This window comes from Paenibacillus elgii NBRC 100335 (assembly GCF_004000865.1).
Lineage (GTDB): Bacteria > Bacillota > Bacilli > Paenibacillales > NBRC-103111 > Paenibacillus_G > Paenibacillus_G elgii.
Map to the genome: position 1 here is coordinate 46,074 of NZ_BIMB01000037.1, position 21,102 is coordinate 67,175.

General features: G+C 49.8%; 19 protein-coding genes. 9 read left to right on the forward strand and 10 right to left on the reverse strand.

The window, feature by feature from the left end; translation table 11 throughout:
• Positions 1-31: 31 nt before the first annotated feature.
• The 10 genes from PEL01S_RS23550 to rpmH form a co-directional block, all read right to left on the reverse strand.
• Positions 32-892, reverse strand: coding sequence for a ParB/RepB/Spo0J family partition protein (locus PEL01S_RS23550; protein ID WP_063182430.1), 861 nt, complete (start codon positions 890-892; stop codon positions 32-34).
• A complete protein-coding gene (locus PEL01S_RS23555) occupies positions 889-1,647 on the reverse strand; it encodes a ParA family protein (protein ID WP_063182432.1) in 759 nt (252 codons plus the stop codon). The genes PEL01S_RS23550 and PEL01S_RS23555 overlap by 4 nt, the downstream gene beginning before the upstream one ends.
• A gap of 478 nt (positions 1,648-2,125) precedes the next feature.
• Positions 2,126-2,947: a nucleoid occlusion protein gene (gene noc / locus PEL01S_RS23560; protein ID WP_063182434.1), complete on the reverse strand. Its 822-nt coding sequence runs from the start codon at positions 2,945-2,947 to the stop codon at positions 2,126-2,128.
• Positions 2,948-3,106: 159 nt separating this feature from the next.
• The gene (gene rsmG, locus PEL01S_RS23565) at positions 3,107-3,829 is read right to left on the reverse strand and encodes a 16S rRNA (guanine(527)-N(7))-methyltransferase RsmG (RefSeq protein ID WP_063182436.1); all 723 of its coding nucleotides are present in this window, start codon (positions 3,827-3,829) and stop codon (positions 3,107-3,109) included.
• 2 nt (positions 3,830-3,831) lie between these two features.
• Positions 3,832-5,721, reverse strand: a complete 1,890-nt coding sequence (gene mnmG, locus PEL01S_RS23570; RefSeq protein ID WP_063182438.1) for a tRNA uridine-5-carboxymethylaminomethyl(34) synthesis enzyme MnmG — start codon at positions 5,719-5,721, stop codon at positions 3,832-3,834.
• 30 nt (positions 5,722-5,751) lie between these two features.
• Complete coding sequence (gene mnmE / locus PEL01S_RS23575; RefSeq protein ID WP_063182440.1) at positions 5,752-7,128, reverse strand: tRNA uridine-5-carboxymethylaminomethyl(34) synthesis GTPase MnmE; 1,377 nt, start codon at positions 7,126-7,128, stop codon at positions 5,752-5,754.
• 84 nt (positions 7,129-7,212) lie between these two features.
• On the reverse strand, positions 7,213-7,830 hold the full coding sequence (jag, locus tag PEL01S_RS23580; RefSeq protein WP_036691758.1) for an RNA-binding cell elongation regulator Jag/EloR: 618 nt from the start codon (positions 7,828-7,830) through the stop codon (positions 7,213-7,215).
• A 12-nt stretch (positions 7,831-7,842) separates the two neighbouring features.
• Positions 7,843-8,577 (reverse strand): membrane protein insertase YidC, encoded by a 735-nt coding sequence (gene yidC, locus PEL01S_RS23585; RefSeq protein WP_063182442.1) that lies wholly within the window; start codon positions 8,575-8,577, stop codon positions 7,843-7,845.
• Positions 8,578-8,692: 115 nt separating this feature from the next.
• Complete coding sequence (rnpA, locus tag PEL01S_RS23590) at positions 8,693-9,058, reverse strand: ribonuclease P protein component (RefSeq protein ID WP_063182444.1); 366 nt, start codon at positions 9,056-9,058, stop codon at positions 8,693-8,695.
• A 116-nt stretch (positions 9,059-9,174) separates the two neighbouring features.
• Positions 9,175-9,309 carry a 50S ribosomal protein L34 gene (gene rpmH / locus PEL01S_RS23595; RefSeq protein WP_054975180.1) on the reverse strand — a complete coding sequence of 45 codons (135 nt, stop codon included), beginning with the start codon at positions 9,307-9,309 and terminating at the stop codon, positions 9,175-9,177.
• A gap of 506 nt (positions 9,310-9,815) precedes the next feature.
• Here rpmH and dnaA point away from each other — a divergent pair.
• The 9 genes from dnaA to PEL01S_RS23640 all read left to right on the forward strand — a co-directional run bounded on the left by dnaA (position 9,816) and on the right by PEL01S_RS23640 (position 20,901).
• Positions 9,816-11,186 carry a chromosomal replication initiator protein DnaA gene (gene dnaA, locus PEL01S_RS23600; RefSeq protein WP_063182446.1) on the forward strand — a complete coding sequence of 457 codons (1,371 nt, stop codon included), beginning with the start codon at positions 9,816-9,818 and terminating at the stop codon, positions 11,184-11,186.
• Positions 11,187-11,395: 209 nt separating this feature from the next.
• Positions 11,396-12,538 (forward strand): DNA polymerase III subunit beta, encoded by a 1,143-nt coding sequence (gene dnaN / locus PEL01S_RS23605; RefSeq protein ID WP_010502234.1) that lies wholly within the window; start codon positions 11,396-11,398, stop codon positions 12,536-12,538.
• 17 nt (positions 12,539-12,555) lie between these two features.
• Entirely contained in the window at positions 12,556-12,771 is a 216-nt protein-coding gene (gene yaaA / locus PEL01S_RS23610) for a S4 domain-containing protein YaaA (protein WP_127462029.1), read from the forward strand.
• A gap of 137 nt (positions 12,772-12,908) precedes the next feature.
• Complete coding sequence (recF, locus tag PEL01S_RS23615; protein ID WP_063182448.1) at positions 12,909-14,015, forward strand: DNA replication/repair protein RecF; 1,107 nt, start codon at positions 12,909-12,911, stop codon at positions 14,013-14,015.
• Positions 14,016-14,044: 29 nt separating this feature from the next.
• Complete coding sequence (gene remB, locus PEL01S_RS23620) at positions 14,045-14,293, forward strand: extracellular matrix regulator RemB (RefSeq protein WP_010502242.1); 249 nt, start codon at positions 14,045-14,047, stop codon at positions 14,291-14,293.
• A gap of 58 nt (positions 14,294-14,351) precedes the next feature.
• Positions 14,352-16,262: a DNA topoisomerase (ATP-hydrolyzing) subunit B gene (gene gyrB, locus PEL01S_RS23625; protein WP_063182450.1), complete on the forward strand. Its 1,911-nt coding sequence runs from the start codon at positions 14,352-14,354 to the stop codon at positions 16,260-16,262.
• A 12-nt stretch (positions 16,263-16,274) separates the two neighbouring features.
• A complete protein-coding gene (locus PEL01S_RS23630) occupies positions 16,275-17,138 on the forward strand; it encodes a polysaccharide deacetylase family protein (RefSeq protein WP_063182452.1) in 864 nt (287 codons plus the stop codon).
• A gap of 65 nt (positions 17,139-17,203) precedes the next feature.
• The gene (gyrA, locus tag PEL01S_RS23635; RefSeq protein ID WP_063182454.1) at positions 17,204-19,687 is read left to right on the forward strand and encodes a DNA gyrase subunit A; all 2,484 of its coding nucleotides are present in this window, start codon (positions 17,204-17,206) and stop codon (positions 19,685-19,687) included.
• Positions 19,688-19,833: 146 nt separating this feature from the next.
• On the forward strand, positions 19,834-20,901 hold the full coding sequence (locus tag PEL01S_RS23640) for an HD-GYP domain-containing protein (RefSeq protein ID WP_063182456.1): 1,068 nt from the start codon (positions 19,834-19,836) through the stop codon (positions 20,899-20,901).
• Positions 20,902-21,102: the final 201 nt, after the last annotated feature.

Below are 21,102 nucleotides of genomic sequence, written 5' to 3' on the forward strand. Positions count from 1 at the left end.
AGGCATGACCCGGTATGCTATACCATCATCGTTAAGAAGTTTTCCCTTGGAGCAGCTCCAACAGACGATCCAAATCATCTTTTGAATAATACAATAACTCGATCTTCCCTTTGTTATTGCTGTGTTTGATTTTCACCGTCGTCCGGTACATTTCTCTCAAGCTTTCTTCCAACTGATTAATGTACGGGTCTTTACGTTTCGGCTTCAGCTTCATCTTTTTTGAATCCGCTTTTTCTTCCAGCTTCTTTACTTCCTCTTCAAGCTCACGAACGCTCCACTGCTCTTTTATCGCGGTATCGGCTAAGGCTTTAATGACCTTCTTATCCTTCAAACCTACGATCGCTTTAGCATGCCCCATCGATAATGTTCCACGTGAAACATATTCTTTAACTTCTTCCGGGAGCTGCAGCAGGCGAAGGAAGTTTGCAATGTGCGAACGGCTCTTCCCTACCTTTAAGGATAGCTCTTCCTGCGTCAGTTTGAACTGATCGATCAGTGCTTGATAAGCTATTGCGATTTCCAAAGCATTCAAATCTTCGCGTTGGACGTTCTCAATCAATGCAATTTCCATAACCTGCTGATCGCTAAATTTCTTCACAACTGCAGGGACCGTCGGTTTTCCGCAAACTTGAGAAGCACGGAATCTTCGCTCCCCGGCAATAATTTCATATCCTTTAAGAACGCTACGAACGATGATCGGCTGAATGACACCATGCTCTTTAATCGAATCAGCCAATTCCTGAATCGTCTCATCGTTAAAATTGCGTCTAGGCTGATATGGGTTTGGCCGAAGCTGCGCCAGTGGAATTTCTACTACTTTGTCGTCTTCGTTAATGCTTAATGCAGGCAACAGTGCATCCAGTCCTTTACCTAATCCAATTTTTTTGCTCAAAGTGCGATCACTTCCTTTGCCAACTCCAAGTATACCTCTGCCCCTTTGGATCTCGGATCATACGTAATGATCGGTTGTCCGTGACTGGGCGCCTCGCTCAATCTAATATTTCTTGGTATGATTGTCCGATACACCTTCTGTTGGAAGTACTTTTTCACTTCCTCAATGACCTGCATGCCCAAGTTCGTTCTCGCATCGAACATAGTCAACAGCACGCCTTCAATTTGCAGCGTCGTATTGAGATGTTTTTGAACCAATCGAACCGTGTTAAGTAATTGGCTCAATCCTTCCAGAGCATAATATTCACATTGAATAGGAATAATGACCGAATCCGCAGCCGTTAACGAATTGACGGTTAAAATTCCCAAGGATGGTGGACAGTCGATTAAAATATAATCGAACATATGTTTGACCAAGTGCAGCGCCTTTTTCAAACGCAATTCCCTGGAAATGGTTGGTACAAGCTCGATTTCTGCACCCGCCAATTGAATCGTAGCCGGTATAATTTTCAAATTTTCCAGGGCCGTGTCAGCCATAGCCTCATTCGGATGGATATCGTTAATAAGAACGTCGTAAATACAGTGAACGACATCTGCCTTATTAATGCCGAGCCCGCTTGTCGTATTTCCTTGCGGATCGATATCGACAAGAAGCACTTTCTTTCCCAAGGATGCCAATGATGCGCCTAAGTTGACGGATGTCGTTGTTTTGCCAACCCCACCCTTCTGGTTGGTTATGGCGATGATTTTAGCCAAAATCTGTTCACCTCAAATAATAAAAGCTAGAGTAAGTACGACACTTTCGAGGAATCGAATAGAAGACATACCATCAGCGACAGTAGCGAAAAAAAAGAATCATTGGAGAGCTTCATTCCCTCCCCAATGATCGGTTGGTAAGAAAAGCTTCGAATAGAAGCCTTTTCGAGGAAAATACGTTCGTGCCTCAGCTAAAGCTTTTCTAGTAAAGATAGAATGCTCTATCAAATTCAAACATTCCCATCACAATAGAAAAACTCAAATCGATGTCATGTCAAAGATGCCCTATATCCATTCAAATCAATTTGAAACGATAGAAACTGAATCTACACCCGTCCATATTGACACAACCATTATGTTGTGACCTTAACATTAGTCTACCACTATCAGAAATTCACAACTGCTTTTGCGAGAATATGTATTCTGACAGCTAAACAAAAGCCTCAATCGAGGCTTCAATAAATGCCTACACTCTATTTTACCGCTTTGGAATCCGAATTACAATCTCATAGTGATCTTCATGATCCTGTTCCGTCGTATTGATCGGAAGGCCGGACGAAGTCACCATATCGACCGATTGACGAATCGTATTCAGGGCTAACCGCACATCTTTGGAGAACGAGACTCGTTTCGTCTTGCTGCTTTTAATTTTTGCCGCTTCCTTCAAAAAGGCGATTCTCGCTTCCGTTTGCTTTACGTTCAGCTCTTTACTTACAATATCCTCCAGAACGCGCAGCTGCTGTTCCTCTTGATCCAAAGCAAGCAACGCCCTGGCGTGCCGTTCCGTTATTTTCCGTTCCATCAAAGCATGCTTCACCGGCTCACTTAGGTGAAGAAGCCGGATCTTGTTCGCAATCGTCGATTGACTTTTACCAAGGCGCTGAGCCAGACTTTCCTGCGTCAGACTGTGCAGATCGATCAGCTGCTGGTAAGCTATCGCTTCCTCGATCGCCGTCAAGCCTTCCCGCTGCAAGTTCTCGATCAGAGCGATAGATGCCGCTTGCGAATCGTTAAAATCGCGAATAATAGCCGGGATCGTTTCATTCCCCAGCTTCTTGACGGCGCGCCACCTGCGTTCTCCGGCAATTAATTCATAACGGTTGTTCCGAAGACGCACAACAATCGGCTGAATAACACCATGTGTCTTAATCGTTTGACACAGTTCATCAATCCGCTCATCGTCAAATATCGTTCGAGGTTGGTAGGGACTTGGAACGATGTCATTGACAGGAACATTTTTCACTTCGTCAGTCGGCGCCTTTTCAGCAAAACCAAACAATTTTGAGATTTGTTCCTTCATTACGATAACCACCCGATCTTTTCACCGATAATGAATCTCCACTCTATAAATAATTCTCCAAATATGCCCAAAATCCTGCAAAAGTATCCGAAGAAGTTTATGATTGTCTTTCAGAAAAAAAGAAGCCGCCTGCTCCAAAATGTTCCACGTGGAACACCATCAAACTAGCGGCGTTTTCAAAGGAGTTCCCGCTTTTCTGGGATACTTTTTGGGAGTTGATGCTGTCTTTTCTATATCGATAATGTGTCTAGTCGATTCTTCCAGCGGAAGCTGAAAACGATATGTATGGTTCCATTTGCCTTTTAACTCTTTAAGACTAAGCTCCGCTTCCTCTAACTCTGTTTGAACATCCTGCCCTTTCATGGCAGAAAACCTCCCACCGGGTTTAACAAAAGGAAGGCAAAATTCGTTAAGAACAGCTAATCGAGCAACAGCTCTCGCAGTGGCAAGATCGTAACGGTCCCGATGCTCGGGCATACGCGCAACGTCTTCCGCACGTCCATGAATAAATCGTACGTCCGTTAATCCAAGCGTATTTCCCAGATGCGTCAAAAACTGTATGCGTTTATTGAGTGAATCGACAATCGTGACATGTAAATGGGGATAAACAATTTTCAAAGGAATGCTCGGAAATCCGGCTCCCGATCCAATATCCGCAACGGAACGAAGGTGTTCCATCGGAATAAAAAAAGAAACAGAGAGAGAATCATAAAAATGCTTCACGTACACTTGTTCTCTCTCTGTAATCCCCGTTAAATTCATTCGCTCGTTCCATTCAACGAGCTCCCGGTAATAGAGCTCGAACTGATGAAGCTGCGCTTCCGTCAGTTCGATGCCCTTCTCTTTTAACAGTTCGGTAAATTGTTGTTGTACGGCGTCCATATTCATCCTCTGGCTGCAACGACTTTATTGTAATGCTCCAAGTGAACAAGCAAAATGGAGATGTCCGCAGGCGTAACGCCACCAATACGGGACGCTTGGCCGATGGAGATCGGGCGAATTTTCGCCAGCTTTTGCTTCGCTTCGGTGGCGATTCCGTGAATTTCATCATAAATGATATCGTCCGGAATCCGCTTTTTCTCCATCTTACGAAGCCGTTCCACTTGCGCTAGCTGCTTCTCAATATAGCCGCTGTATTTCACTTGAATTTCGACCTGCTCCTTCATGTCCTCCGTGAGCTCATAAGGAGCCGGAGAAATCCCATGAATGTGCTCGTAAGTTACTTCCGGCCGGCGAAGCAAAGACAAGAGATCGACGGAATTGTTCAGTTCGGCGCTTCCGAGCGAAGCAAGCATCCCTTGAACCTCCGGCGTCGGTTTCGTCTTCGTCGTTTTGAGCCGCTCAAGCTCAGCTTCGACAAGACGTACTTTCTCCTGATAACGCGTATACCGTTCTTCCGTTATCAACCCGATATCGTAACCGATCTGGGTCAACCGCAGATCCGCATTGTCGTGGCGGAGCAGCAAACGGTACTCGGCACGCGACGTCAACAAACGGTAAGGCTCGTTCGTCCCTTTCGTCACCAAGTCGTCGAGCATCACGCCGATATAAGCTTCGGAACGATCCAGAACAACCGGTTCCTTGCCCTGAACTTTGCGGGCCGCATTGATCCCAGCCATAATCCCTTGTCCTGCCGCCTCTTCATAGCCAGAGGTACCGTTAATTTGCCCTGCGGTAAACAGCCCGTCGATCACCTTCGTTTCAAGCGAAGGTTTCAGCTGCGTCGGGATCACGGCATCGTACTCGATAGCATACCCCGTACGCATCATTTCGACCTTCTCCAACCCGGGAATCGAGCGAAGAATTTGCAGCTGCACATCTTCAGGCATGCTCGTGGAGAGCCCTTGAACGTAGTATTCCTTCGTATTGCGGCCTTCCGGCTCCAGGAAAATTTGGTGCTTCGGCTTATCGCTGAAGCGTACGATCTTATCTTCGATGGACGGGCAATATCTCGGTCCCGTACCTTCGATCGCTCCGGAGAACATCGGAGCCCGGTGCAAATTATCATTGATGATTTGGTGCGTTTCCTCCGACGTATACGTCAGCCAGCAAGGCAGCTGATTCGGCACTTCCTCCGTCGTATCGTAGGAGAAAAATTTCACTTTCTCGTCCCCGGGCTGAATCGACGTTTTGCTAAAATCGATCGTATCCTCATGCACCCGCGGCGGCGTCCCTGTCTTAAAACGAACCAATTCCAGACCGTGCTTGCGCAGATTTTCCGACAGCTTGACGGCTGGCTGCTGGTTGTTCGGTCCGCTCTCATACATCAGCTCGCCCATAATGATCTTGCCGCGCAGATACGTGCCGGTCGTCAGCACGACCGTTTTCCCCATATATACGGCGCCGCTTTTCGTAACGACACCCTTGCACACGCCATCCTCGACGATCAGCTCTTCCACCATCCCTTGACGAAGCGTCAAGTGGTCTTGCTTCTCAATCGTTTCCTTCATCGTGTGTTGGTACAAAAATTTATCGGCTTGCGCCCGCAAGGCATGCACAGCCGGTCCTTTCCCCGTGTTCAGCATGCGCATTTGAATATACGTTTTGTCGATGTTACGGCCCATTTCCCCGCCAAGCGCATCGATTTCACGCACCACATGCCCTTTCGCCGGTCCGCCGACGGAAGGGTTACACGGCATAAAGGCGATCATATCCAGATTGATCGTAAGCAGCAGCGTCTCGCAGCCCATCCGGGCCGCCGCCAAAGCCGCTTCACTGCCGGCATGGCCGGCTCCAATAACAATGACATCATATTGACCTGCAGTGTAAGTCATTCTTCCAACCTCCTAACCCTTTCCGAGAAGTTATTTACCCAAACAAAATTGCGAAAAAATCTGATCTATTAACGATTCGCTTACCGAGTCCCCGATAATTTCCCCGAGATGCTCCCAAGCGTTGCGAATGTCGATTTGAATCATATCGATCGGCACGAAAGCCTCTGCTGCCTCGTGTGCCTCCGTCAGAGCCGATCTCGCCTGCTTTAGCAGATGAATATGACGAGCGTTGCTCACATAAGTCAGGTCACTTGATTCTACCTGACCGCTGAAAAAAATACTAGCGATAGCTTTTTCCAAGTCAGCGATGCCCTGCTGGGCAAGCAGCGACATCCGCACAACCCGGTCCTCGCCGAACGCTTCCTTCAATACCTCTTCCTCAATAAGCTGCGGAAGATCCTGCTTGTTGATAATCGCGATCACCTGGCGATCCTTCAACTGGTCAATCAGCACATACTCATCCGGCTGCAGCGGCTCCGCCCCATTGCATACGAACAGGATCAAATCCGCGTCCGACAGCGCTTGGCGCGACTTTTCCACACCGATCTGCTCGACCAGGTCCGACGTTTCCCGAATACCGGCCGTATCGAGCAGCTTAAGCGGAATGCCGTTCACATGCACGTATTCCTCTACCACATCGCGGGTTGTCCCGGCAATCTCGGTGACGATGGCCCGCTCCTCCTGCGCCAGCGTGTTGAGCAGCGACGACTTCCCGACATTCGGTCGGCCAACGATCGCCGTAACCAGACCCTCTCGCAAAATCTTGCCCTGCTGGGCCGTGGTCAGCATCCGTTCGATATCCGACAGCGCATCCGCACATTTTTCTTTGATAAAAGCGTTCGTCATCTCTTCCACATCGTGTTCCGGGTAATCGATATTAACCTCGATGTGCGCCATCAGCTCGACCAGACGGTGACGGAGCCCCTTAATCGTCTTCGATAAGCTGCCCTCCGACTGCTTGAGCGCAATGCGAAATGCCCGATCCGACTTGGCCCGGATCAGGTCGATGACCGCCTCCGCCTGGGACAAGTCGATCCGGCCGTTTAAAAAGGCACGCTTCGTGAACTCGCCCGGCTCGGCAAGCCGTGCTCCATGCTCCAGCAGCAGATCCAGCACCTTCCGCACCGAGACGAAGCCCCCGTGACAGCTAATTTCGACTACGTCTTCCTTCGTAAACGACCGCGGTGCGCGCATCACCGTCACGAGCGATTCCTCTACCCGGGCGCCGGTTTCCGGATCGCGAATATAGCCGTAATTCACCGTATGCGTCGGCATATCCGCCAGCCTCGATTTCCCTGCAAAAATTTTATCGCACACAGGTACCGCTTCATCGCCGCTGACGCGAATGACCGCGATCCCTCCTTCGCCCATCGGGGTGGCAATCGCCGCAATGGTGTCTTGATTCATGATAGCACCTCTATCTGACTTTCTTCGTAATTAAAGAAAAAGCAATGAGGTCATTACGGACATGACATCATTGCAATGTGGCAATCAACGTAAAACGATAACGATTCGGCGGTTCGGCTCGTCTCCGCGGCTGAACGTGCGAACCTTGTCATGCTGCTGCAGCCAGGCGTGAATCACCTTGCGCTCCGCAGGCGACATCGGCTCCAGCACCACTTCCTTGCGCGTCCGGACGACGCGTTCCGCCAGCCGGTCGGCCAGCTCCTGCAGCGTCTTGGTCCGGCGCTCGCGAAACTGCTCGGCGTCCAGCACGATGCGTACATGACGGTCCGAAAAGCGGTTCGCGACAATATTGACCAAGTACTGAAGCGCATCCAGCGTCTGGCCCCGGCGCCCGATCAGCATGCCGAGCTCCGAGCCGTGCAGATGAAGCTGCGTACCGTCCTTGTCCTGCTTTTGTTCGATCCGCACGTCCAGCTTCATGCTGCGAAGAACCTCCTGCAGGAACGCGACCGCTTCCTCGATCGCATCGGGCAGCAGCTCAAGCTCCACTCTGGCGTCCTTCGCGCCGATAAGGCCGAACAATCCCTTGGAGGGCTGCTCCAGCACGCTGATTTTCACCCGTTCCTCCGGCACGCCCAGCTGCCCGAGCCCGTTTTTGACGGCTTCGTCAATCGTTTTACCCGTAACCACGATTTTCTTCATATCATCGCACCCTTACTTTTTAGATCCGCCCTTTTTATTAGGTACACCATAAATAAAGTAAGATTGAACAATGGTGAACAGGTTGCTGTATACCCAGTAAAGCGGCAGCGCCGAAGCGAAATTCATCGCCATCACGAAAATAAGAATCGGGAAAATAAACATCAGGCTTTGCATTTGCGGGTTCATTTGCGACGACATCATTTTTTGCTGCAAGAACGTCGTTAGCGCAGCCAGGATCGGCAGGATATAATAAGGATCTTTCGTGCCGAGCTGCATCCACAGGAAGGAATGCTCGCCGATGTGGTGGTTACGCATGATCGCGTTATAAAGCGCAATCAAAATCGGCATCTGCACAAGCACCGGAAGACAACCGGCAAGCGGATTGACGCCTTCCTTCTGGAACAGCTTCATCGTCTCTTCCTGCTGCTTCTTCGCATCGTCTTTATATTTTTCCTTCATCTTCTGCAGTTCCGGCTGTAGCTCCTGCATACGCTTCGAGCTTTTGTATTGTTTCAACGTCAACGGCAATATAATGAGCCGGATAATAATCGTTACGACAAGAATCGATAATCCGTACTGCCCTCCGAACAGGCTGGCGAACCAGTCGAGCGTATTGGCCAGTGGCCCTACGGCATACTTGTCCCACATGCTGTTGTTCGGGTCGATGGGGGCGTTGGCGGGGCTGCATCCAGCCAGCAGCAGCAATACCGACACGAGCGGTATATATTTCAGTAATCGACGCGTCAAAAGAGTATCCTCCCAGTATCATCTTTTCCAATAATCAACTATACCATATCTTTGGACACAAAGAAACCGATCCTCACGAATCGCCTGCGCCGGAGGCAGCGAAGCATCGCGAAGCTCAGTTGGATCCCGGAGTATTTTCTTTACGCAACAGTAGCGACGCGCGTTTGAACACGTGCAGTACGCTCTTTTCCATCTCGTGATAAGACATTTCCGCAGCCGGCTTCCGCGCAATGATAATCAGATCGTACCCTCCCGGAATCCGGGCGGCGTTCAACCGCACGATCTCCTTTAAAAGGCGCCGGATCCGGTTGCGCACAACGGCGTTGCCGAGCTTCTTGCTCACCGAAACCCCAAGCCGAAACGAAGCCTGCTGCGGCTGCGCTTTATAATACAGAACGAACTGGTGATTCGCAGCGGATTTGCCGTGACGATATACCTTATCGAAATATTCTCTTTTGGTCAGTCGGTTTTTCTTTTCCACGAGGCATCGCTCCATTTGGTCAATCCTTGGGTCGCCTAGGCTTCCCTATCGTTCGCGAATACGTCCCGATTTAAACGAATGCAACAAAAAAGACCACCTGGCAGTGGTCTCTCGTCTTATGCGCTCAGTACTTTTCTTCCTTTTTGACGGCGAGCAGCCAATACTTTACGGCCGTTCTTCGTGCTCATTCTTTTACGGAAGCCATGAACTTTTTTGCGCTTTCTAACGTTCGGTTTGAAAGTCGGTCTCATCTATCGTGCACCTCCTCAAAGGATTTGGTTCCCAATCCCCAAAAATACCTTTTTACATTAAACCACTTTAGGTGTCAAAAGTCAACTTCCAGCCTACAAAAAAGTTATACACAGGCCGCGGCCAAATTCGACCATTTCTCCCCTGTGAATAAAAAAATCGCGTTTTCCACCGCCCTTGTCGAATTGTAAACAGATTATAAACAATATCTAGTGCTGTTGATAACTTATATACACAAGGTCTTGGGTATGTGGATAATCCCAAACATTCCATTGCGAACGCGGGTCTTTTTTGATATCATGAATATGTTTTCCTTTGTGGATACGGATTTTTTTCAACAATGTTATCAACAGCCTGTGGATATCTCTGTGAACAATTTTCAGTGCCTCTGTATAATGAAAATTTCGTAAACCTGCACATTGTGGATAGTTTCGACAGCATCTGATTTTTTTCTACAGGGTCGCGGCTTAAGCCATACCGGTTATTTTTTTTAAGGAGTGAATAGATTGTGGAAAGCCATCCCAACGACCAGTGGCAGCAAGTTCTTTCCATATTGCAAAAAAGGGTGAGCAAGCCAAGCTACGAGACGTGGCTGACTTCCACAAGAGCCGTGGCATTCAACGATTCCACGGTCGTCATCTGTACCCCCAACAATTTTTCCCGGGAATGGCTTGAAAACCGGTACACCAAGCATATAAAGGAAGCCGTATTCGATTACTGCGGCAAGCAGGTCGAATTAAAGTTCATCATCGAGTCCGAAGACGAAGCCGATTCGTTCAGCCGCTCTTCCTCCCCATCAACCATTCCTGCAAGCGCGCCGCGAACCGCCGTTTCCGAGGAAACGGTCAGCCACATGCTTAATCCCAAATATTTGTTCGATACGTTTGTCATCGGATCGGGCAATCGCTTCGCTCATGCCGCTTCACTCGCGGTCGCCGAAGCGCCGGCCAAAGCATACAACCCGCTGTTTTTGTACGGCGGCGTGGGACTGGGCAAAACGCACTTGATGCACGCGATCGGCCATTACGTGCTTGAGCATAATCCGAGCGCCAAGGTCGTTTACATCTCGTCCGAAAAATTTACGAACGAATTCATCAATGCGATCCGGGACAACCGGGGGGAAAGCTTCCGCAACAAGTACCGCAATATCGACGTGCTTCTTATAGATGATATTCAATTCATTGCGGGAAAAGAATCGACCCAGGAAGAATTTTTCCACACGTTTAACGCGCTTCACGAAGAGCGGAAGCAGATCATCATCTCCAGCGACCGGCCGCCGAAGGAAATTCCGACGCTCGAAGAACGGCTGCGCTCCCGGTTCGAATGGGGGCTCATCACGGACATTCAGCCTCCGGATCTGGAGACGCGGATTGCCATTTTGCGCAAAAAAGCGAGAGCCGAGAACCTGGATATTCCCAATGAAGCGATGGTCTACATAGCGAACCAGATCGATTCGAACATTCGGGAGCTCGAAGGCGCTTTGATTCGGGTGGTCGCTTACTCCTCTCTTATTAACGAAGACATTACGTCGCATCTGGCGGCCGAAGCGCTCAAGGATATTATCCCGAGCAGCCGTCCGCGGGTGATCACGATTCACGACATCCAGCAGAAGGTCGGCGAATTTTATGGCTTGAAGCTGGAGGATTTCAAAGCGAGGAAACGAACCAAAACCGTGGCTTTTCCGCGGCAAATCGCTATGTATCTGGCCCGCGAGATGACCGACTTTTCGCTGCCGAAAATCGGCGAGGCGTTCGGCGGACGCGATCATACGACCGTCATTCATGCGCACGAAAAAATATCCGAAGCGCTCAAGTCCGACCAGGAATTATACAAAATCATCCAGAATCTTACCGAAAAAGTGAAAAACGTGACGATGTAACGATTGGCGTCTATTCACAGCCCTCAATCCACAACTGAATAAAGGGGAGCCTATGCACACACTTATTCACATGTGGATAGGCTCTCTTTTTGCCTTATTAACGCAGTTATCCACATATCCCGAGGCCCTACTACTATTACTATAAAAAAACATGTAATATAGAGGTATATGTGCGACTCTCCCATTTTAGAACCCGTAGGAGTGAAATTATGAAGTTAACCGTACTGAAAGAATTTTTAAACGAGTCGATTCAGCACGTTTCCAAAGCCATTTCCAGCAAAACGACGATTCCCATTTTAAGCGGAATTAAAATAGACGCCGACTCCACCGGCATCACGCTGACGGCCAGCGATACCGATATTTCGATTCAGAGCTTCATTCCCAACGAAAAAAATGAGCTGCAAGTCATCGACCTGAAGCAATCCGGCAGCGTCGTGCTCCCTTCCAAGTTTTTTGTGGAAATTATCCGCAAGCTTCCGGCGCAGCAGATCGAGATCGAGGTCAAAGACCATTTCCAAACGACGATCCGTTCCGGTTCTTCGGAAATTCAGTTGGTCGGACTCGATCCGGAGGAATACCCGATCATGCCGGGCATTGAAGAAAACAAACGGATTCAGATCCCGAGCGATTTGCTTAAAACGATGATCAAGCAAACATCGTTTGCCGTGTCCACGAACGAAGCCACGCCAATTTTGACCGGAGTTTTGTGGACAATTTCAAACGGGACGCTAAAATTTACCGCCTGTGACCGGCACCGTCTGGCTTCCAGAGAAACGACCATCGATACCGACGTCGATTTCTCCCTTAATAATGTTTCCATATCTGGGAAAACTTTGAACGAGCTGTCCAAAATTCTACCTGATCAAAACACGCTGATCGACGTTGTGTTCGCCGAAAATCAGGTGTTATTCAAAATGAGCTCGATTCTTTTCTATACCCGTATTTTGGACGGAACGTATCCGGATACGTCGAAGCTCATTCCGCAGGCGTATCAGACCGAGCTGGTTGTCAACACAGACAATTTGGCGGATGCGATCGACCGCGCCTACCTGCTTTCGCGGGAAGAAAAAACGAATATCGTGAAGCTCATCATGCACGAGGACCAGACCATTGAAATTTCTTCGAGCTCGTCCGAACTGGGGAAAGTCACCGAGGATCTGACGACGGCCAGCCTTACAGGGGAGCTGCTGCGCATTTCGTTCAATTCCAAATATATGCTCGATGCGCTTAAAGTCATGGACAGCGAGCAGATTCATATCGGTTTTACCGGTGCGATGCAGCCGATCATCATTCGTCCCGACGAAAATTCGAGCTTGCTGCAGCTTATTTTGCCGTACCGGACTACAGGCTAAAGGAGCGCCTTTCACAGATGAAAATTATCGGCATTCGCACCGAATATATTACGCTCGGGCAATTTTTGAAGCTCGCCGACTGTATTTCCACCGGCGGGCAAGCCAAGAGCTTCCTGCAGGAGGCTACCGTCATCATCAACGGCGAGCCGGATAACCGCCGCGGCCGCAAGCTGGTGGCCGGCGACATCGTCAACGTTGCGGGCTGCGGCGAGTTCCAAGTCATACAAGAATAAAGCTCGGCATATGCTTTCGAAGTTGGCATTGTTACGCAAAGCCCAAGTACATGCTTTCGAAGCCGGCATTGCTCCACAATGCCAGTACATGCTTTCGAGGAAGGCTTTGCTGCGCAAAGCCCTTAGGAGGAACTCTTTTGCAGTTAAAACGGCTTTCATTGCAGGATTACCGTAACTACGACCAGATGGAATTCCAAACCGACAACATGGTCAACATTATTGTCGGACCGAACGCGCAAGGCAAAACGAACCTGCTCGAATCGATCTTCGTGCTAGCGCTAACCAAATCCCACCGGACGCATCAGGACAAAGAGCTGATCCGGTGGAACGCTTCCTCCACGCTGCTGCACGCCGAAGTCGAAAAGCGCTACGGTACGGTGCAGCTCGATTTATCCATATCGCAGCAAGGCAAAAAGGCCAAGGTGAACGGGCTGGAGCAAAAAAAGCTCAGCAATTTCATCGGGGCCTTAAACGTCGTTATGTTCGCGCCTGAAGATTTGGAGATCGTCAAGGGCTCTCCCGGCATCCGCAGGCGCTTTCTCGATATGGAGATCGGGCAGGTTTACCCGTCCTATCTATACGACCTGTCGCAGTACAACAAAATATTGCAGCAGCGCAACAATTACTTGAAGCAGCTGTTTTCCTCGCCGGGCAAAGCTTCCATGCTGGACGTATGGAATGAGCAATTAATGCAGTTCGGTGTTAAAATTATGAAAAAACGTCAAAGCTTTATAAAGAAGCTGCAAGCATGGGCCGAAAAGATCCATGCCGGCATTACGAACGGTTCCGAGCAGCTTCGCATCGAGTACGACTGCGCCTTGTCCCACGCGCTGGAACAAGAAGACGCTGTTTTATTTGACCATTTTATGATAAAGTTATCACAGGTGAAGGATCAGGAGCTTCGCCGGGGCGTGTCGTTGGTCGGGCCGCACCGCGACGATCTGCGATTTTATATCAACGACAAGGAAGTGCAGACGTTCGGCTCCCAAGGGCAGCAGCGGACGACGGCTTTGTCGCTTAAGCTGGCCGAGATCGAGCTGATCCGCGAGGAGGTCGGCGAATATCCCCTGCTCTTGCTCGACGATGTGCTCTCCGAGCTTGACCGCTACCGCCAAACCCAGCTTATCGAGACGTTTCAACGCAAGGTCCAAACCTTCATAACAACCACTGGCATTGAAAGCATAGATTTGTCAAAACTGGAAAGCGCTTCTGTGATTCAGGTTCGAGACGGAAGCTTGACATAGATAGTTTTGTCGATAAGGAGTGGGCCAGCGTGTTTATCCATTTGGGCGGAGAAAAAATTATTCGCGCCGCAGAGCTTGTCGCCATTTTTGACCTTTCCATTGAGAAATCATCGAAAATATCGAAACAATTTATAACGTATGCCAATAAAGACAAGAAGGTGGAAGTCATCGGCGAGGAGGAAAGCAAGTCGCTCGTGGTGACCCAGACGAAAGTATACTATTCTCCGATTTCGTCCATGACCTTGAAGAAACGGGCTCATCATCTGTTAACGAACTAGATTTTTTGAAACGCTTCGTAAGGAAGCTTTTCTTAATTACGGAAAAGTGGGTGTCTGCATGTCTGTGAATCCAGGTACAACTTATGATGAAAGTCAAATCCAGGTGCTTGAAGGTCTGGAGGCCGTTCGCAAGCGTCCGGGGATGTACATCGGCTCTACGAGCAGCCGCGGCCTTCATCATCTGGTATGGGAAGTCGTCGACAATAGTATAGACGAAGCTTTGGCGGGATACTGCACCAGAATCCATGTCATCGTTCACCGGGATAACAGCATTACCGTTATCGACAACGGTCGTGGTATTCCTGTCGGCGAGAACCAGAAGCTGAAGAAATCGACGGTAGAGGTCGTCCTCACTGTGCTTCATGCCGGCGGTAAATTCGGCGGCGAAGGCTACAAAGTTTCCGGCGGTTTGCACGGGGTAGGCGTATCCGTCGTGAACGCCCTTTCCAAGAAGCTGATCGTGGAGGTCAAGCGCGAAGGCAAGGTGCACCAGCAGGAATACCGTTATGGTGCTCCGCAGCAAGAATTGCAAGTCATTGGCGAGTCTGATGAAACGGGGACGAAAGTAACGTTTTGGCCCGATGAGCAGATCTTCACGGAAACGACGGAGTATTCTTACGAGACGCTCCAATCGCGGATTCGGGAGCTGGCGTTCTTAAATAAAGGCATCGAAATTACACTGACCGACGAACGTACGGACGTATCCCAATCGTTTTTATACGAAGGCGGTATCGTTTCATTCGTCGAGTTTTTGAACCAGAACCGGGAAGCGCTGCATCAGCCGATCTATGTCGAAGGGCAAAAAGACAACATTCAAGTTGAAATCGCTCTGCAATACAACGACAGCTATACGGAGAACATTTATTCGTTCGCCAACAACATCAACACGCACGAAGGCGGTACGCACGAGTCCGGCTTCAAAAGCGCATTGACTCGCATATTGAACGATTTTGCGCGGAAATTCAATGCGATTAAAGACAACGATGCGAATTTGACCGGTGACGACGTGCGCGAGGGAATCACCGCGATTATTTCCGTCAAAATTCCGGAACCGCAGTTCGAAGGCCAGACGAAGACGAAGCTCGGCAACAGCGAAGTTCGCGGGATTGTCGAGTCGCTTTTTGCCGAGAAGCTGCAGGAATTTATGGATGAAAATCCGACCATAGCACGCAAAATCATCGAAAAAGGCGTTCAGGCGCAAAGAGCCCGGGAAGCCGCGCGGAAAGCCCGCGAGCTGACGCGCCGCAAGAGTGCGCTCGAAGTCAGCTCCCTGCCGGGAAAGCTGGCCGACTGTTCCTCCAAGGACGCTTCGATCAGCGAAGTGTATATCGTCGAAGGGGATTCCGCCGGCGGCTCCGCGAAGCAAGGACGCGACCGGCATTTCCAAGCCATTTTGCCGCTGCGCGGTAAAATTCTTAACGTGGAAAAAGCGCGTATGGACAGGATATTGTCCGACAACGAAATTCGGGCTATCATTACGGCGCTCGGTACGGGAATCGGGGAAGATTTCGATATTGCCAAAGCGCGTTACCATAAAATCATTATCATGACGGACGCCGACGTCGACGGCGCCCATATCCGGACGCTGCTCCTGACGTTCTTCTACCGCTACATGCGCAAGCTGATCGAAGTCGGTTACGTCTACATTGCTCAGCCGCCGCTTTACAAACTCGAACGGAACAAAACGGTGCGCTATGCATATAACGACAAGCAGCGGGAAGCGATCTTGGCCGAATTCGGCGACGGCGTCAAAGTGAATATTCAGCGCTACAAAGGCTTGGGCGAGATGAATCCGGAGCAGCTGTGGGAGACGACCATGGACCCGGAAAGCCGTACGATGCTCCAGGTCAGCATTCAAGATGCGATCGAAGCCGATACGATGTTCGATACGCTGATGGGCAGCAATGTCGAGCCGCGGCGCGACTTTATCCAGCTGCATGCCAAATACGTCCAAAACTTGGATATTTAGCGGCTTAGTCATATGCGAAATATGAAAAAATACGGTTTGCTGTGGCTGCTCGCAGCAGTCGCTTGGCTGCTGCTCGTCCCGGGCCTGTTTCATGGTCGGGGAACGGACGTCTGGTACACGGACCGGGTAGCGGTCATCGCCTATCACCATATCGACGATCACACGCAGGGCGACGTTACGATAACGACGGCGCGCTTTCGCGGCCAACTGACCGATCTGCTGCAGCGGGGGTACCATTTCATATCGCTGCAGCAGTTTCGCGATTTTATGGCCGGTGGGCAGGTGCCGCCCAATGCCGTGCTGGTCACGTTTGACGACGGCTATCGGAGCTTTTATACGAATGCTTACCCGATCTTGAAAGAACTGAATATTCCTGCCGTGAACTTTGTGATCACAAAAGATCTTGAGCATCCCGATCAGAGCTTGATTCCCTCGCTTTCCAGGGATCAGATCCGTTTTATGACCCGGGAAATGAAAGACATTGACGCCCAGTGCCACTCGGATAGTCTGCATGACCGTGGGCCTAGCGGCGGCCCTCTGCTCACCACCCGGCTTCCTAAGGATGGGGGTATCGAAGGGACGTCGCAATACGAACAGCGGATTACGGATGATACGAAAGCATGTGTCAACAAGCTGAAGGAGCTTTATGATCGTCCGGTGGATGCTTATGCGTATCCATTCGGCTACTATGACGAGCAATCGGTCGCTTTGCTTCGCAAGTCAGGCATTCGTTACGGTTTTACGACGGCAAGCGGCTTGACCGGCCGGGATGCGGACCCGATGCAAATTCCGCGCATTAACGCAGGCAGTCCATTTGTTAAAGAGAACTCATTGAATAATTTAATTATTAAATCGATTTCCCGTAAGTCTTCATAGCAACGTTCTTATACCTTTTTATAGCAGTAGTTCTTAAGAGCAGATAGCATGTAGGAGGGGTACACATGTCGGAAGAATCTCGTTCGCAGATTAGAGAAATCGATATCGGCTCGGAAATGCGCACCTCCTTTATGGATTACGCAATGAGCATCATTGTCAGCCGCGCTCTGCCGGATGTACGGGACGGGCTTAAGCCGGTGCATCGCCGTATTTTGTATGCGATGTCGGAGCTGGGTATGGCGCCGGACAAGCCGTATAAAAAATCCGCCAGGATCGTCGGCGAAGTCATCGGTAAATACCATCCGCACGGCGACTCGGCCGTTTATGAAACCATGGTCCGGATGGCGCAGGATTTCTCCTTGCGCTACATGCTCATTGACGGTCACGGAAACTTCGGCTCCATCGATGGCGACATGGCTGCGGCCATGCGTTACACCGAAGCGCGCTTGTCCAAGATTGCGATGGAGCTGCTTCGTGACATCAACAAAGAAACGATCGACTTTGTGCCTAACTACGACGGCGAAGAACAAGAACCTGCTGTTCTGCCGGCGCGTTTTCCGAACCTGCTGGTGAACGGTTCGTCCGGGATTGCGGTCGGTATGGCAACCAATATTCCGCCGCACAATATGATCGAGGTTATTAACGGCGTTCAGCAGCTGATCGAAAACCCTGATGTGACGCCGCTCGATTTGATGCAATCGATCAAAGGCCCCGACTTCCCGACGGGCGGTTATATTATGGGTCGCGAAGGAATCAAGCAAGCGTATGCAACCGGACGCGGTTCCGTGACCATGCGCTCGAAAGCGACCATCGAAGAAAACGGCAATAAGGCACGGATTATCGTGCACGAGCTGCCGTATCAAGTGAACAAAGCCCGGTTGATCGAAAAAATCGCCGAGCTGGTCCGCGATAAAAAAATCGACGGCATTACCGATTTGCGCGACGAATCCGACCGCAACGGGATGCGTATCGTCATTGAACTGCGCCGTGACGTCAATCCGAATGTCGTGCTGAACAACTTGTACAAGCAGACGGCGATGCAGTCGAACTTCGGCATCATCATGCTTGCGCTTGTCAACGGCGAGCCGAAAGTGCTCAACCTGCGTGATATGCTGTTCCATTACTTGGAGCACCAGAAAGTCGTTATTCGCCGTAGAACCGAATACGATCTTCGTAAGGCGGAAGCGCGTGCGCACATCTTGGAAGGACTTCGCATCGCCTTGGATCATTTGGACGAAGTCATTGCCTTGATCCGCGGGTCCCGTACGACCGAAGAAGCCCGTGACGGATTGATGCAGCGCTTCAGTCTCAGCTTCGATCAAGCCCAGGCGATTCTGGACATGCGTCTGCAGCGCCTCACCGGGTTGGAACGCGAGAAGATCGAAGAGGAATATGCCGAGCTGCAGAAGAAAATTGCTGAATTCAAGGCAATTCTTGCCGACGAAAGGCTCGTTTTGAATATCATCAGCGAAGAGCTGAATGAAATCAAAGAGAAATTCGGCGACGACCGTCGTTCCGAAATTACGATTGGCGGGGACAGCATTGAGGACGAAGACTTGATTCCTCAAACCGATGTTGTCATTACCATCTCGCATACCGGTTATATCAAGCGACTGCCGGTATCGACATATCGCAGCCAGCGCCGCGGAGGCAAAGGCGTGATCGGGATGGATACGAAAGACAACGACTTCGTGGAACACTTGTTCGTAACGAACTCGCACCATTATTTGATGTTCTTTACGGACAAAGGGAAAGTGTATCGTCTTAAGGCGTATGAAATTCCGGATTTAAGCCGTACCGCACGGGGAACCCCGATCATCAACTTGATTCAGATCGAACAAGGCGAGACGATCAATGCGGTTATCCCAGTCGAAAGCTTCGATTCCGACAAGTATTTGTTCTTTGCGACGAAGAACGGCTTGGTGAAGAAGACGCCGCTTGACGATTATTCCAATATCCGCAAGGGCGGACTCATTGCCATTACCCTTCGGGAAGACGACGATTTGATCGGCGTCAGGCTGACGGACGGCAACCAATCGATCATTATGGGAACGAAGCAAGGCATGTCCATTCATTTCCCTGAGCAGGAAGTCAGAGCGATGGGCCGGTCCGCTACCGGCGTCAAAGGGATTCAGCTCGACGAGGACGACGCGGTCATCGATATGGATGTCGTGCATGAGGATAACAGTGTGCTGATCGTAACCTCCAAAGGGTTCGGTAAGCGTACGCCGGTTTCCGAGTACCGTCTCCAATCCCGCGGCGGCAAAGGCATCAAAACGCTTAACGTGACACCGAAGAATGGTCCGGTTGTCGGTCTTAAGATTGTCCGCGAAGACGAAGATCTCATGATCATTACCGCATCAGGAACCGTTATTCGGACCAGTATGTCCGGTATTTCGCTCATGGGCCGTAACACGCAAGGGGTCAAGCTCATTAACATTCGGGAAGAGGACGAGGTATCGACCTTGGCTCGTGTGGATAAGAGCGAGGAGCAGCCAGAGCTCGAAGAGGGCGAGGAGTCTTCGGAAGGCCAGGAAACGCAAGAATAACAAATGTTTTAGACGAAAGATGAGAAGAATGGGCTTACATCCCCATTCTTTTTCGTTTATAATAATAACATATGGGTCTAAAGTATTATTTTTTTGAGAATCAATGGATTCTCGGAAGCTGATAAGAGGTAAGGTGAGGGAATCCCATGGTAACCGTTCCTGTTTCCCAATTGAAACCCGGCGAAAGAATAATCGAGAATGTGCTCACCAAGTTTAACAATATTTTGTTCATGAAGGGAACAATCGTATCGGAGCGTGATCTGGATATTTTGAGGGCGTTCCTCATTCCATCCGTTCAGATCGAATCTAAAGACGGGGAAGCAGAGCCTGCCACGCAAGAAGCGACGTCTGAGGAGCAAGCCGACAACGTCCTACCTTTTCATGAGCATTATCATAAAATGCTGCATTTGCTTCGCCGCGTATTTAATACTGCCGCATCGGGAGGGCATAACCCGCCGATTCTGGAAATTCGCACGACGCTTGAAGCGCTAATTAAAAATATTGACCAGTATAGCGTGCTGACGTTCAATCCGCGTCACTTTCAACTGAATGATTTTATTTACCATAACAGCATTATGGTTAGCCTGACCTCCTATCTTTTGGCCAAATGGCACGGCTTGTCTTCCAAGGAACTAATGCAGGTTGCACTTGCCGGGTTGCTGCATGATATTGGTAATGCCAAAGTGGATGCAGCTATTTTGTTCAAGCCTACCAAGCTTACCGCCGAGGAAACCGAAGATATGAAGCGGCATACCATTATCGGCTATAACATGTTGAAGCTTGTTCCGGCGATCAACGAAGGGGTCAAGCTGTGCGCCCTCCAGCACCACGAGCGGGAGGACGGTTCCGGCTATCCGCTTGGCATTCATGGTGATAAAATTCATACGTATTCCAAAATCGTAGCCGTCGCCGATATGTTCCACGCTATGACAAACGACCGTTTTCACAAAAAGGCTGTCTCGCCATACCTTGTTTTGGAGCAGCTTCAAAAAGAGTCGTTCGGCAAAATGCAGCCTGCCATCGTTCAGACATTTATAAGCAAAGTAACTGCATTCCATAATGGCATGCTTGTCCGGCTTAGCGATAACCGGGTCGGCGAAATCGTGTTCTCAGACCGTACACATCCGACGAGACCATGGGTTAACGTGAACGGCAAAATCATCAATCTTACGGTAGAACGCCATTTGTATATTCAAGAGGTTATTCGGAAATAAAAAAATTCGGATTAAGTCTTGACTTTAGATTCGATTATATGTTACATTAGTCTTCGCCCTTCAAAAGGCGAAGATTTTTTTCACTCCAGCATCATCTTGGTAGAAAAAAAGTACTTGCAATTGAATAGGCGAATGTGATATATTAATTAAGTCGCCGCTAAACAAAGCGACAAGGAAATTGCCCTTTGAAAACTGAACATC